Genomic DNA, 13,638 nt, shown 5'->3' on the forward strand with positions numbered 1-13,638 from the left:
GCTTATTCTTCGATGGGCGCGTCCGGATCGCGCACGCTGATCAATCCGTTCGAGACCATTTCCAGCACGACTTCATCATTCTGGTTCAAAGTCCGCTGCTGGCTTTTGAATATGCCCATCTCGCGCCGCGATTTGCTGCGGCGTTTTTCCAGAATTTTGGTTTCAACGCGCAGCGTGTCCCCGGGGTAAACAGGTTTTTTCCAGCGGATGCTGTCGACACCGGGGGAGCCAAGCCCGGCCTGCTTATGCTCTTTCATATTGTCGACCATCATCCGCATGGTCATCGAGCATGTGTGCCATCCGCTTGCGGAAATACGCCCGAAATGCGTCTTTGCGGCGGCTTCATTATCGAGATGGAAGGGTTGCGGATCGTATCTTTCCGCAAACCGCTTTACTTCCTCGAGCGTTACTTCATAGCGCCCGAAGGATTGCGTCGCGCCGACAACCAGATCTTCGAAATAGAGCAAGAGCAGTCCTAGCTTTCGATAATAATAACAGTCATTTCCACGCGGCGATTGAGTGGCTCGCGAACCCCGTCGGCGGTCCTCCGCGCCTGATCCATTTCACCGGCATAGGTGACCGAAATGCGGGACGGATCGACGCCAAGGTCCACAAACGCCTTGGCAACCGCCAGCGCCCGAGCTTTGCTGAGTTTCATGCTTTCGGCTTCGGTCAAAGATGTGTCTGCGTGACCTTCAAGATGAACATGTTTGCCGCTGTCAGCGAGATGGTATTTGACGAGCGATTCAAGCAGCCTCAATCCGCTCGGTGTGATCTGCGCACTTTCCGATTCAAAATAGATCGAATTGCTTTGCGCCTGCTGGCCGCTTGGCTTCGCAGCATAGACGGGCTCTTTGGCTATTGCCAAAGGTGCGTTGCCCAGCGCAGCAGCCATAAGCGCCACCACAATAATCGCTCTGTTCAACATCCGCGTCTCCCCCGTTCAAACGTTGAACTTGAATAGCATGACATCGCCATCTTGCACGAGGTAATCCTTGCCTTCCTGCCGCAGCTTTCCGGCTTCGCGCGCAGCACTTTCGCCGCCAAGGGATACATAGTCATCATAGGCAATCGTTTCGGCGCGGATGAAGCCGCGTTCAAAATCGGTGTGGATCTCGCCCGCCGCCTGCGGTGCCTTGGCGCCCGCCGGGAAAGTCCAGGCGCGCGATTCCTTGGGACCTGCGGTGAAAAAGGTCTGCAGGCCCAGCAAAGCGTAACCGGCGCGGATCACGCGCGAGAGCCCGCTTTCGCTAAGGCCCAGTTCGGTGAGATATTCCGTACGTTCTTCCGCTTCCATCGCGACAAGTTCAGCCTCAATTGCGGCGGACACGACAACAGCCTGCGCCCCTTCGCTTTCGGCCTTGGCAAATACTTTCGCTGACAGATCGTTGCCCTCCGCCGCTTCATCCTCCGTGACATTGCAGACATACAGCACCGGCTTTGCCGTCAAAAGCTGCGCCTGCTCGAACAAACGTTGCTCTTCGTCATCCTTGGGCTCGGTCAAACGGGCCGGTTTGCCATCGCGAAGCAGTGCAAGCGTCTGCCCGAGCACGCTTGCGAGGATTTTGGCCTCTTTGTCACCACCGGTTGCTTTCTTCTCCGCAGCCGGAACGCGCTTTTCCAGACTTTCCAGATCGGCCAGCATCAGCTCGGTTTCGACAACTTCTGCATCGGCAATTGGATCGACCTTGTTGGCGACATGCTGGATGTCGTCATCTTCGAAACAGCGCAGCACGTGGACAATAGCGTCCACCTCGCGGATATTGCCAAGGAACTGGTTGCCCAATCCTTCGCCCTGGCTCGCGCCTTTGACCAATCCGGCAATATCGACAAATGCCAGCTGCGTGGGGATGATCTTCGCGCTCTTGGCAATGGCCGCGATTTTATCGAGCCGGTCGTCGGGGACCGACACTTGCCCGACATTGGGTTCAATGGTGCAAAACGGATAGTTCGCAGCTTGCGCAGCCTGCGTTTCGGTCAATGCATTGAACAAGGTGGACTTGCCGACATTGGGCAGCCCGACGATCCCGCAACGGAAACCCATCGAAAACTCCGGAAATAATGAACGAGCGGCCCTGTAGCGAGTGTATGAAACAAACGCCAGCTTCACCGAAACTTTAGAGTTTATACCGTATCTGCGGGCTTATGAAAATGCACCGCATTCTTTTCATATCGGCCGCTTCGATCGGCCTTCTGCAAGCCTGCTCGGCTGACCCAGACGCCAGCTTTGACCGCGCGCAGGCGGCGCTGGAGAAGCACGATTATGGTGCAGTCAGGCTCGATCTGATCGAGGCGCTGAAGGCCAAACCGGATGATGCGGCAATGGTTGAGATGCTCGCCAGAACCGAACTTGCGCTGGGCAACGGGGAGGGCGCTCTACGCCAGCTCGACCAACTGGATGCGCTGGGTGTCACGCTGGATGATCACAGCCGCCTCCGCGCAGAGGCCGAAGTTACCCGCGGGCAAGCAAAGTCAGCGCTGACTTTGCTGGAAGGGGACAAAACAGCCGAGGCCGCGCGTATCCGCTCTCTCGCGCTTGTCCAACTGGAAAAATTCGATGAGGCGCGGGAAGCACTGAAAGCGGGTCTTTCCGCCTCAGGTCCCAAAACCCGTTTGCATGCCGATTATGCGATGTTCGTGCTGGTCGATGGAGAAGCGGACGAAGCCCGCCGATTTGCAAATATGGCGATGAAAGAGGCGCCGCACCTTCTTGATCCGCATATTGCCCTCGCTAGGGTGGAAGAGGCCGCTGGCAACTGGGGCAAAGCGCTCAATCTCTATGAAGGCGCGTCATCGGCTTTCCCGAACAGTCGTGCGGCAATGCTGGGCAGGATCCGGGCATTGGGCGAATTGGGCCGTATCGATGATGCCGAACCGCTGATTGAAAGTGCCTATGCGAAGCTTGGCCAGGATGTCGATGTCGCGTTTCTGATGGCGCGGTTAAAAGCAGAGCGGGGTGACTGGGACGAAGCGCGCACTATACTTCAGGGGAAGGAAGCGGAGCTCGGCTCCTATCCGCCGGCGCAGTTCCTGTATGCGCGGGCATTGATGGAAGTCGGGCTGGGCGAACTGGCTTACAAAAATCTGACCAGCCTCAACCTGCGTTATCCCGGAAATCCCGATGCAGCAGGCCTGCTCGCGAAGCTGAAAATAGAGCGCGGGGACAAGGCGGGGGCAGTCGATCTGCTGCGGCCGATCGTCGAAGGCGGCAATGCCCCCTCCGAGATCATTTCGCTCTACAACTCTGCAAAATAGAGAATGGCGCAGGGTGGTGATGTCCACCCCGCGCCATCAGCAACTTTTCAGCTTTTGGGTAGTTAGCGCTTCATCGCGCGGCGACGGGCATAGCCGAGGCCGAGCAGGCTAAGACCGAAAATGCCCAGCATGCCTGGTTCTGGAACCTGCGTGCCGCCCGAAGTGGTCGAGCCGCCGGTTGTGGTTCCGCCAGATGTCGAGCCACCCGAAGAGGACGAAACGCCGCCGGAAGAGCTGCCACCGCTGTGGCCACAGCTTGCCGAGTAGCAGCCACTCCAGCCGCCCCAGCCGCCCCAGCCACCCCAGCCGCCCCAGCCCCAAGTAGCTGCGGCAGGTGCTGCGATTGCGAAGGAACCGATTGCTGCGGCTGTAATCAGTTTCTTGCCAATGATCATAATTCTAGCCCCCGTTGGAAAACAAAATTGGTTGATCTTGTGAAAAGCAACTCGCGTGCCAATCGCAGGAACGTGCGGCTTCTGATGGTTAACGGGGGAGGGGAAGCTCCCTAACTGTAAAGCATCTCGACAGTATTTGACGGAACTTTTGGGGTTTCAGGCCACCGAAACGGGCGCGGAAAAGGGCATCTGGCGGCGAACTTAGCCTTGCAGTCTCAGCGCCAAATCACTCACGAAACGCGCGCTTTCGCCTTTGGCGAGCCAATCTGCCTCTGCACCGATCGCGCCCAGCATATCGACCAGCATCGGTTGTTCCGCTTTCGCGTAATTGCCCAGCACATAACCATGAACGCGGTCCTTGTGCCCGGGATGCCCGATACCGATGCGCACGCGGCGGAAATCGGCGCCCAAATGCTGATCGATATTGCGCAGGCCGTTATGCCCAGCATGCCCGCCGCCCTGTTTCACTTTCACTTTGAACGGTGCGAGATCGAGTTCGTCGTGAAAAACGGTAAGCGCATCGAGATCGAGCTTGTAATAGCGCAGCGCTTCTCCGACCGATTGGCCGCTCTTGTTCATGTAGGTCGCGGGTTTGAGCAGCAGGATTTTCTCGCCGCCAATCCGGCCTTCCTGGGTCCAGCCCTGGAACTTCTTCTGGACAGGCGCGAAGCCGTGCATTTCGGCAATGACGTCTACCGCCATAAACCCGACATTGTGCCGGTGCATCGCATATTGCGTGCCGGGATTTCCAAGGCCTGCCCAAATCTGCATGCGTGCCGGTTAGAAGGGTTTGGCGTTGGTCTCAAATCAAAAACGCCGGCCGCACTTGCGTGGGCCGGCGTCTTGTTGCGTAGAAAGGAGCGTGGATCAGCCTTCGCTGTTCTCTTCGCCGCCTTCACCGTCAGTGCCTTCGGCTTCTTCGCCGTCTGCACCTTCTTCACCTGCTTCGACGTCATCTCCGCTCTCGTCATCCTGCGATTTCAGAGCAGATGGAGCAACGATGGTGGCAATCGTGTAGTCACGATCAGTAATCGCGCTTTCCGAACCTTCGGGCAGATCAACACTGCTGATGTGAACCGAATCGCCAACTTCGAGGCCAGCCACATCGATTTCAATCTCGTCAGGGATCTTGTCCGAAACACAAATGAGTTCGAGTTCGTGACGGACCACGTTGAGAACGCCGCCTTTGACGAGGCCAGGGCAGTCTTCCTGATTCACAAATACAACTGGAATGTTCACCTCGATCTTCGCGTCTTTCGACAGGCGCAGGAAGTCGGCGTGGGTCGGGACATCGGTTACCGGGTGGAACGCGACGTCTTTAGGCAACACGCGGACGCTCTTACCGTCAACGTCGATCATCACGATCGAGTTCATGAAGTGGCCGGTCATCAGCTGACGAACCAGTTCCTTTTGCTCGACGTGGATCATGTGGGGTTCTTCCTTGCCACCATAAATAACAGCAGGAATCCGGTTTTCGCGACGCAGTGCACGGGAGGCTCCCTTGCCAGCCCGTTCGCGCGTCTCAGCCGGCAGTGTAAGAGCTTCGCTCATGATATTTGCCTTTCGAAATGCATTAAAAACAATCTTCCGCCCTACGCCTCCAGGGTGACCATAGGATGCGGAAGCGCGCGCCTCTAAGGCGTAAAGCGGCAATTGGCAAGCAAAAGCGGCGCTATTGTATGCGCGTTACCCTGTAGCCGCGTTCGGTCAGCAGCGCAGGCAGCCCGTCTACGCCAACCATATGGGCTGCGCCAACCGCGATCATCAGCGGCCCTTTTTTATCGGCCTCCGCCACAATAGTGTCGATCCACGCCCGGTTCCGGTTCTTGAGCAAAGCATCATACAGTTCCGGATCGGATAGCATTCCGGACGGATCATCTTCCAGCAATGTATCGATATCGCCGGTCAGCCACGATCTGGTCAGGTCGGTGGTTTCGGAATCGTCGGGCGATTGGCTTTCGCGGACAACCGCCTCAAGCAGGTCGCGCTGGTCTTGTTCGGGCAAGCGGTCAAAAATGGTCAGCTGCTTCCGGCCGCCTTCCAGTTCTATCACGGCAGCAAATTGTGCGATCAGAGCGCGGTCAACGCCGTTTTCCGAGTCACCCTTGCTGGATAGTTGCGCCAAGGTCAGCGCGGCTGCCCAGGTCTCTGTTCCGGTGAAATCGTCGCTGTCGAGGCCGCCTTCGCTCAAAAGTAGCCTCAGATCCTTGCGATAGTCCGGGCGAACCCTTTGCAGCAGCGGCGGCAAATTGTCTGATACCGCCAATTCGGCGAAGATAGCGCGCAATTGCGTGGAGTTTTCCAAATCGCTGACTTCCACAATCAGCCAGTCGGATTGCGTCAAAGCGCGTTCCAGCTTTTCGGTTCGCCATTCGACCCCGTCGGGTAATTCGTGGATGGTTCCGAACAGCCATCCCTCTTTGGTCCCATCCTGCGCGGTCACTTCCCACAGTGCGGGCGAGGGCGGGGGATAATCCTCTGCCGGAGAAGAACATGCGGCCAGCAGCGATAAAGCTGCCAGCCACATGATTTTCAGAGTAAAGCCGGATGGTTGCGTCATTGCACCCGTGTAGTTTCGATCCCGATGCTTGCCAATGCATCCTGCACGCTTTGCTCACCGGCCAGATGCCCAGCGCCCACAGCGATGAACACGGTCCCAGGAGTGTCGAGCCGCGTATCGATCCACTGTGCCCAATTGCTGTTGCGCTTGTACAGCAGCGCTTCTGCCAATGCGGGATCGCTGAAGCCTTCGTTCATTAGATCACCCAGGGTTTCAGGATCGCCCTTCGCCCATTCATTTACCATGGCATCAAGCGAGGGCACGATTTCGTCCACGCCATCGGCGGTTTCCATCAGGAATTTGATCTGCGATTCCATCGGAAGTCCATCGAAAACGCCGACTTGGAATTCGATTGTTTCCAGCTCGCCGCGCGGTGTGTCGGGCACTTTGGCTTCGAGAACAGTTTCGACACCTGCGTCGGGTGAATATCCGGCCTGAAGCAGCGGCAGCATCGACAGGTTGATCGCTGCAAACCACGGTTCAAACGTGTCGAACGATGCGACCGGCAGGCCAAGCTTGGTCATCGCTGCTTCGTAACTTTCTTTCTGTTCTTCCGAAAGAAGATCGCGAAGCGATTGTCCTTCAGGCAAATTGGCTTTGGCCAAAAACGCCTGCTGGGCTTGCATTTCCGACCCTTCGGGCATGTAAATCTCTGTCACAAGCTCGTCTGAAGTGGTGAGAGCGGTAGCGATCTCAGCATTGTACCACTCGACATCCTTGGGAAGGATGTGGACCGTGCCGAACAGGTAAATGGTCGTGTCTTCATCAGCGACTTTCCACAAAGCCGGTGCTGTGGGAGCGGCGGTTTCAGCGGTCGCTTCGGCAGCGGCCTCTGCTTTTGGCGCCGTCTCGTGAGGATGGGCGAAAGCGGTGTTTGAGAAGGCAAACGCCAGTGCCGCAGTTGAAAGGCAGAGTTTCTTTAGTGTTTGTTTCATGTCAGTTCTCTTGTTGAAGCAATGGGGTGGAGTGGGTTGAAGATATTTCTGTTGTTACCGTAGAGCCAACCTAAGTTGCCCGGGCAGGGTTTATGCCCAAATCAGTCGCCACGTTGATACGTCCAAACAGCAGCATAAACCGCAAGGACAATCGCGAAGACTATCATCGGATCTTGAGGGGGAACCAGCGAGGCACGTGCACCGAGCCACCAAAGCGGCGTGAGCACGACATAGGCAAGCATGCCTGCATAAGCGCCCGAGTTTGCTGCCGCTCGTTCGTGCTCATCAGCTGCGCGATGCCAGCGAATGCTGCTCCAGATGCTTGCGAGAACAAAGAGCGCGCCAAAGGCGATCGCTGCGATGGGCGCGATTGGGTTGTTGCTAAACAGTGCAGCCCCGCCGTCGCGCAAATCGCCTGACAAAGCGAAGCCGAATCCTATTACACCGCCGATAATCGCTGCAAAGAGCAAGACATTTCGCGACTTCTGGGTGCTTTGGCTGACAGGCTCTTCTTGGGGTCCAACGATACCGAGGGCTTTGATCCAGAGGAATGTTATGACGACAATGGTGACGGCTGCAGTGAGGACGGCAGCAAGAACAGTTCCGTCGCCATATCCCTCCAACGCGCCGTTTTGCGAGGCGATCATGATCCCAAAGGCTAAGAGGTAGAGGATCGCACAGAGAGCGATCTTGAGGGCGCGGGTGTGGTCAATTTTGGTCATCGAAAATCTCCTCAATCGAGAGGTCAAATAGGCGGGCCAGCTTGAACGCCAGCGGAAGCGACGGATCGTGTTTGCCGGTTTCAATGGCATTCACGGCTTGGCGCGAAACATCGAGATGGACGGCCAATTCGGCTTGGCTCCAATCGCGTTCTGCGCGCAGGACTTTGAGGCGGTTTTTCACTTCATCCTCTCCATCTGTGAAATTTGTAAATCGTGGTGAATACGAGCGGTGCGTAAAGACCGGCGAACATCACAACATTTACCACGCCGGTGTACATATTCCATTGCGCTGGATATTGGCCGGGAGAAGGCTGCGCGCGGAAGAATTCGTTACCCGCTGCAAAATAGGCTGAGATTGCGGGATGGAAAACCATCGATGCGATGTACAGCAGTGGCGGCAGAAAGATCATCAAATAGGTGAAATTCAACGCCGTCTGACGCCAAAGGCGCTCGGCATATTCATCCCGCATAAAGCGCGCCGCAACGGTGAAGAGCAGAATGAGCCAGCCAATATAAAAAACTGTAACGGCAATGGTCGTTATCTCAGTTTCCAGCGCTGTATAGCGCGCGACGATCCCGCGAAGCAGAAATCCGTAGAGCGTTCCGACAAGCTGCAGATAGAAACCAACGTCGACCAGAGTGTCGTAGTACTGGAAGCGTGTTTTCTTAATAGCATTTGGCATTGAAGTTCTCTCATTAATGTCGTTGGCTTGGATCAGCGGAAGAGGTGCGTAGGTGCGACCTCTTCCGCGAGAGAAAGTGGCTCATTACGCTTCTGGATTTTTCGATCCCGAAGCAGCGATACGCACCCGATCACGGTTGGCCATCGCGATCGCAACGTCTGCCATCCGTTCTGCATTGGCGAGCGCGGTCTGGCGGCATTGCTTGTCCAGCTTGTGGCCGGCAACTCCGCCAATGCCCGAACGGCACATTGTGCGAACCTTGTATTCAATCCGTTCTTCGAGCTGCTGCTGTCCGGCCTTTGTGGTGAGATCGAGGTCCGAGGTTTCAATGACCGTGCTCGGTGCGGGTTCTGCAGCGCTGGCCATTGCCGGAACTGCGGCAAAAGCGATGGCGACGGGGGCGAGAAGAGAGGTGATACGCATAATCTGGGTTCCTTAGTGCTGTGTTCGTTTTGTCGTGTCAACCTCACTGAATGTCAGGTCGCCTTTACTTTATGTAGCGATTCGCTGACAATGTCAACACTACCTGACATAAAGCATGCATTTCATGACATTTACGGATGGCGCACGGGGTTTGGGACGGTGCATTGACCGTCAATTCCAGCGAAAATTTTTGGAGCTTTAGTGAAGCCGTTCGGCAGTAAGGCCGCGCTCGGTCAACATGATCTGCACCGAGTCCTTGCCTTCAAAATGGCCTGCGCCAACCGCCAACAAGATCGTTCCCGGCTGTTCCAGCCGGTTTTCCAGCCACTCGGCCCAAGCGCGGTTGCGGTCGATCAGCAATACTTTGTAGATTTCGTCACCCACCGCGTTGCCGCCAAAATCTTCCGCGCTCATTTCGTCAAGTTCGCCCTTGGCCCATAAATGTTCGGTCGCGAACACATCGACTTCTACCGGGCTGGGGTTCTCTGGATCGGACGAAGACGAATTGGTGGCTTCATTCTGTTCGTTCTGGCCGCCGCTGAACAAGGCGTCGATATTCTCGCCGTTCCAATCAGTCAGGTCGGCATCGAGTTGGGCAAGCAATCTGTCTTCGTCGATTGCCATCAAGGCGCGCATGACTTCGCCGCTATCTTCGATCGAGCCAATCGGTTTGCCGGCTGCCTTGAATTCCGCTTCCAGCACGGTCTCGACACCATACTCGCCTCGCGATCCGTATTGTTCGGACATCGCCAGACCTGCGCTGAGCATCGACAGCAGCAGCGGCATGCGGTCGAAGAATGACCGCGGCATGCCCACTTCATCGGCAATGCCCAGCCATTTCTCCCTATTACCGGGGCTGAGCCGTGAGGAGATTGTCACGCGGTCCTTGCGCATCACTTCGCTCATCAGCGCCGCCATAAATCTGCCCAGGTCTTCCGCGCTGTCGTCATCGCTGGTTTCGACGACCAGTTCGTCAACTTCCTCGACGATGGCGTTGAATTCATCGCTGCGCCAGCGGAAGCCCTCGGGCAGAATGTGAAACGTCCCGAACATGTAAATCGTTGTGTCTTCGTCCGACAATTTCCAGATCGCCGGTGTCGGTTCGTAATCTTGCGTGAAAGGTACAGGCTCGGGCAGGTCAGCACGGCGGCGTGAGGGCAGAGACGGGGGCGCATTCTCCCGCCGCGCTTCGACGGTTTTGACCTTTTGCTTGTGCGACGCAGTTGTATTGCCAGCCGATACCGTGCGTTTATTCGTGCAATCGGGCTGATCGCAAGGGGTTTCCTGAGCAGCCAATGGGGTAGCCACAAGAGCGGCGAAGAGAGCAAAACAGGAAGCCAGTGTTTTCATAGTCGAGTCCGCAAGACGGGGCAAACTGCCCAAATGTTGACCTACAGCACTGAATTTCCACCTGTCTGTCAACTCAACTTGCGCAGTTTTTTGATCCGCTTGGTCGATAAATGTCCCAAAGCCGTCCAAATCCTGCTCAAATCGGTCCGGGCGGCATTGACGCGTTTGGGGGCATCGGTCAAAGCCGCGCCATGGCGACGAAAGCTCCTCCTGTGCCGACGCGAAATCCGGCAAAATCGTTTCAGGATATGATCCTTGCGCTGCATGATTTCTGGGCGGCGAATGGCTGCCTGATCCTGCAGCCCTATGACATGCGTATGGGTGCGGGGACATTCCATACCGCCACGACGCTACGCGCGCTTGGGCCAGAGCCGTGGAATGCGGCCTTTGTGCAGCCATGCCGCCGACCGACCGATGGGCGCTATGGCGAAAACCCGAACCGGCTGCAGCATTATTACCAATATCAGGTGATCCTGAAACCCAGCCCGCCCGACATTCAGGAGCTCTATCTCGAGAGTCTCCGAGTGATCGGCATTGATCCGCTCAAGCACGATATCCGCTTTGTCGAGGATGACTGGGAAAGCCCGACTTTGGGCGCATGGGGCCTTGGCTGGGAAGTCTGGTGCGACGGGATGGAAGTCACCCAGTTCACTTATTTCCAGCAAATGGGCGGATTCGACTGCAAGCCGGTCGCTGGCGAACTGACATACGGGCTGGAGCGGCTCGCCATGTATATCCAGGGCGTCGACAATGTGTACGATCTCGATTTCAACGGGCAGGGCGTCAGCTATGGCGAAGTGTTTCTCGAGAACGAGAAGCAAATGTCCAAATGGAACTTCGAAGTCGCCGACACCGATGCCCTGTTCGACCTGTTCAACAAGGCAGAGGCAGAGTGCAAAAACTGCCTCGCCAATGAAGTGCCCATCGCGGCCTATGAACAAGCGGTCGAGGCGAGCCACATCTTCAACCTGCTGCAGGCGCGCGGCGTTATCAGCGTGCAAGAACGCGCAAGCTATATGGCCCGCGTCCGCGACTTGGCGCGCGGATCTTGCGAGGCGCATATGGCGAAAGAAGCCGCTGGCTGGGCGGAAAAATATCCGGAGTGGTCACAATGAACGACTTCCTCCTAGAGCTGCGCAGCGAAGAAATCCCCGCCCGTATGCAGAAGGGCGCGCGGGCTGAATTGGAAAAGCTGTTCCGCCGCGAAATGGAAGCTGCCGGTGTCGCGCCGGGCGAACTCACCATCTGGTCCACACCGCGCCGACTGGCGCTGATTGCACGTGATCTGCCTGCCGAGACCGAGGCGGTCAGCGAAGAGGCAAAGGGTCCGCCAGAGGGTGCGCCCGATCAGGCGGTTGACGGGTTTTGCCGCAAGAACAATGTTACCCGCGATCAGCTTGAAGTGCGCGATGTCAAAGGGCGCCCGACCTATTTTGCGGTGATCAACACGCCGGGAAGAGCGGTGAAAGACGTGCTCGCCGATGCGATCCCGGCGATTATCCGCGACTTCAGCTGGCCCAAATCGCAGCGTTGGGGCGCGGCATCGATCACCACCGAAAGCCTGCGCTGGGTTCGCCCGCTATCGGGCATCGTTGCGCTGTTCGGCGATGAAGTGGTTGAGTGCGAGGTGCATGGTAGCGCTGCTGGTGCAACCACGCGCGGCCACCGTTTCCATCACTCGGGCGAAATCTCCATCGGCAATGTCGATGATTATGCCGGCAAGCTGCGCGCGGCGCATGTGATCGTCGATCACGAAGAACGGCAAGATATGATCCGCGACGGCGCTAAGAAGGCCGCTGCCGATGCCGGGCTCGATCTGGTTGAGGATGAAGGTCTGGTCGTGGAAAATGCCGGTCTGACCGAATGGCCGGTGCCGCTGCTCGGCCGGTTTGAGGATGACTTCCTCGAAGTTCCGCCTGAAACCATCCAGCTCACCGCGCGCGTAAACCAGAAATACTTCGTGTGCGAGAAGGACGGCACGCTGGCCAACGCCTTCATCTGCACCGCCAATATCGATGCGGTCGATCCGGCGGTGGTGGTGGATGGCAACCGGAAGGTGCTCGCCGCGCGTTTGTCCGATGCAAAATTCTTCTGGGATGTGGACCGGAAGAAGTCGCTGGCAGAGCATGCCAAGGGGCTGGAACGGATTACTTTCCACGAGAAGCTGGGCACGGTTGCCGACAAGGTCGAACGCGTTGCCAAGCTGGCGCGGTGGTTGGTCGAGCAAGAGATCGTCACCCCAGCGAAGGCTGGGGTCGTTGCCAATGATGGCGCTTCGTCGAAAGCGATCCCAGCCTCCGCTGGGATGAGGAAAGAGGAACTGGCCGACCAAGCCGAACAGGCGGCACGCCTATGCAAAGCCGATCTTGTCACCGAAATGGTCGGGGAATTCCCCGAACTGCAAGGGCTGATGGGCGGTTACTACGCCCGCGCCGAGGGACTGGACGATGCGGTGGCCGATGCAATTCGCGACCATTACAAACCGGTTGGGCAGGGCGATGATGTGCCCACAGCACCGGTGACGGTGGCGGTGAGTTTGGCGGATAAGCTGGATACGCTGGTCGGGTTCTTTCAAATCGATGAAAAACCTACCGGTTCCAAGGATCCTTTCGCGCTTCGCCGCGCGGCGATCGGCATTCTCAGCTTGATCCTCACGAATGACATTCGCGCCACAATGCGAACATTGATTACCGCGGCTGCACACGAAGGTGGTAGCGCAGATGCGGGGCGTCCGGTTGCAGGGTTCCTTATCGACCGGCTCAAAGTCCAACAGCGTGACGCCGGTATTCGACATGACATGCTGGACGCAGTTTTCGCTTTGGAAACTGACGGGGATACTGTCCGGGTCGTGCGCCAGACCCAAGCCTTGCAGGACTTTGTCGAAACCGAAAACGGTACCAACCTTCTCGCCGGCTACAAACGTGCGGCGAATATTCTGAAGAAGGAAGACTGGGCAAAGCAGGAATCAACCGGGGGCAAGAACAATTCTGTGTCCTACTCGCCCGAAAATGCCGAAAAGGCCTTGATCGACGCGCTCAATACCGCGGAGCCCAAAGCCTCTGCCGCTATCGGGAACGAAGATTTTGGCGAAGCGATGGCGGCGCTTGCGTCGCTTCGCGCGCCGATTGACGCATTTTTTGAAGAGGTAACGGTGAATGACGAGGACGAAGGCAAACGCGCAGCGCGGCTCGATCTGCTTTTGCGGTTTCGCAACGCCGTTCACCAGGTCGCCGATTTCTCGAAAATCGAGGGGTAAGTTTTTTCCCTCTGTACTGTGGTCCATGTGGTCCATGTCTCTGGGTGAATCCCGGGAAA

General features: G+C 57.1%; 16 protein-coding genes. 3 read left to right on the plus strand and 13 right to left on the minus strand.

Features of this window, described 5'->3' with window-relative positions; genetic code table 11:
• Positions 1–2: 2 nt before the first annotated feature.
• From GRI41_RS05125 to ychF, 3 genes are read right to left on the minus strand one after another with little or no spacing between them, the layout of a single operon-like run.
• Positions 3–467 carry a MaoC family dehydratase gene (locus GRI41_RS05125; RefSeq protein WP_160603670.1) on the minus strand — a complete coding sequence of 155 codons (465 nt, stop codon included), beginning with the start codon at positions 465–467 and terminating at the stop codon, positions 3–5.
• 8 nt (positions 468–475) lie between these two features.
• The gene (locus tag GRI41_RS05130) at positions 476–928 is read right to left on the minus strand and encodes an OmpA family protein (protein WP_160603671.1); all 453 of its coding nucleotides are present in this window, start codon (positions 926–928) and stop codon (positions 476–478) included.
• A 15-nt stretch (positions 929–943) separates the two neighbouring features.
• Positions 944–2,044, minus strand: coding sequence for a redox-regulated ATPase YchF (ychF, locus tag GRI41_RS05135; RefSeq protein ID WP_160603672.1), 1,101 nt, complete (start codon positions 2,042–2,044; stop codon positions 944–946).
• Between the two features lie 107 nt (positions 2,045–2,151).
• Here ychF and GRI41_RS05140 point away from each other — a divergent pair, with 107 nt between their 5' ends.
• On the plus strand, positions 2,152–3,255 hold the full coding sequence (locus GRI41_RS05140) for a tetratricopeptide repeat protein (protein ID WP_160603673.1): 1,104 nt from the start codon (positions 2,152–2,154) through the stop codon (positions 3,253–3,255).
• Between the two features lie 62 nt (positions 3,256–3,317).
• On the opposite strand, the gene GRI41_RS05145 is transcribed toward GRI41_RS05140, so the two are convergent.
• The 10 genes from GRI41_RS05145 to GRI41_RS05190 form a co-directional block, all read right to left on the minus strand.
• Complete coding sequence (locus GRI41_RS05145; RefSeq protein WP_160603674.1) at positions 3,318–3,650, minus strand: PEP-CTERM sorting domain-containing protein; 333 nt, start codon at positions 3,648–3,650, stop codon at positions 3,318–3,320.
• Between the two features lie 201 nt (positions 3,651–3,851).
• The gene (gene pth, locus GRI41_RS05150) at positions 3,852–4,421 is read right to left on the minus strand and encodes an aminoacyl-tRNA hydrolase (protein ID WP_160603675.1); all 570 of its coding nucleotides are present in this window, start codon (positions 4,419–4,421) and stop codon (positions 3,852–3,854) included.
• Positions 4,422–4,517: 96 nt separating this feature from the next.
• Positions 4,518–5,201 (minus strand): 50S ribosomal protein L25/general stress protein Ctc, encoded by a 684-nt coding sequence (locus tag GRI41_RS05155; protein WP_160603676.1) that lies wholly within the window; start codon positions 5,199–5,201, stop codon positions 4,518–4,520.
• Between the two features lie 121 nt (positions 5,202–5,322).
• Positions 5,323–6,210: a TraB/GumN family protein gene (locus GRI41_RS05160; RefSeq protein ID WP_160603677.1), complete on the minus strand. Its 888-nt coding sequence runs from the start codon at positions 6,208–6,210 to the stop codon at positions 5,323–5,325.
• The gene (locus GRI41_RS05165; protein WP_160603678.1) at positions 6,207–7,145 is read right to left on the minus strand and encodes a TraB/GumN family protein; all 939 of its coding nucleotides are present in this window, start codon (positions 7,143–7,145) and stop codon (positions 6,207–6,209) included. The genes GRI41_RS05160 and GRI41_RS05165 overlap by 4 nt, the downstream gene beginning before the upstream one ends.
• Before the next feature lie 101 nt (positions 7,146–7,246).
• Entirely contained in the window at positions 7,247–7,867 is a 621-nt protein-coding gene (locus GRI41_RS05170; protein WP_160603679.1) for a hypothetical protein, read from the minus strand.
• Positions 7,854–8,048 carry a helix-turn-helix transcriptional regulator gene (locus GRI41_RS05175; protein WP_160603680.1) on the minus strand — a complete coding sequence of 65 codons (195 nt, stop codon included), beginning with the start codon at positions 8,046–8,048 and terminating at the stop codon, positions 7,854–7,856. The genes GRI41_RS05170 and GRI41_RS05175 overlap by 14 nt, the downstream gene beginning before the upstream one ends.
• 1 nt (position 8,049) lies before the next feature.
• Positions 8,050–8,550: a hypothetical protein gene (locus tag GRI41_RS05180; protein ID WP_160603681.1), complete on the minus strand. Its 501-nt coding sequence runs from the start codon at positions 8,548–8,550 to the stop codon at positions 8,050–8,052.
• Between the two features lie 84 nt (positions 8,551–8,634).
• A complete protein-coding gene (locus GRI41_RS05185; protein WP_160603682.1) occupies positions 8,635–8,973 on the minus strand; it encodes a UrcA family protein in 339 nt (112 codons plus the stop codon).
• Between the two features lie 198 nt (positions 8,974–9,171).
• Complete coding sequence (locus GRI41_RS05190; RefSeq protein WP_160603683.1) at positions 9,172–10,323, minus strand: TraB/GumN family protein; 1,152 nt, start codon at positions 10,321–10,323, stop codon at positions 9,172–9,174.
• A 191-nt stretch (positions 10,324–10,514) separates the two neighbouring features.
• On the opposite strand from GRI41_RS05190, the gene GRI41_RS05195 reads away from it, so the two are divergent.
• Positions 10,515–11,438, plus strand: coding sequence for a glycine--tRNA ligase subunit alpha (locus GRI41_RS05195; protein WP_160603684.1), 924 nt, complete (start codon positions 10,515–10,517; stop codon positions 11,436–11,438).
• On the plus strand, positions 11,435–13,579 hold the full coding sequence (gene glyS, locus GRI41_RS05200; protein ID WP_160603685.1) for a glycine--tRNA ligase subunit beta: 2,145 nt from the start codon (positions 11,435–11,437) through the stop codon (positions 13,577–13,579). Before GRI41_RS05195 ends, glyS begins: the two co-directional genes overlap by 4 nt.
• Positions 13,580–13,638: the final 59 nt, after the last annotated feature.

This window comes from Pontixanthobacter aquaemixtae (assembly GCF_009827395.1).
In the GTDB taxonomy this organism is placed as follows: domain Bacteria; phylum Pseudomonadota; class Alphaproteobacteria; order Sphingomonadales; family Sphingomonadaceae; genus Pontixanthobacter; species Pontixanthobacter aquaemixtae.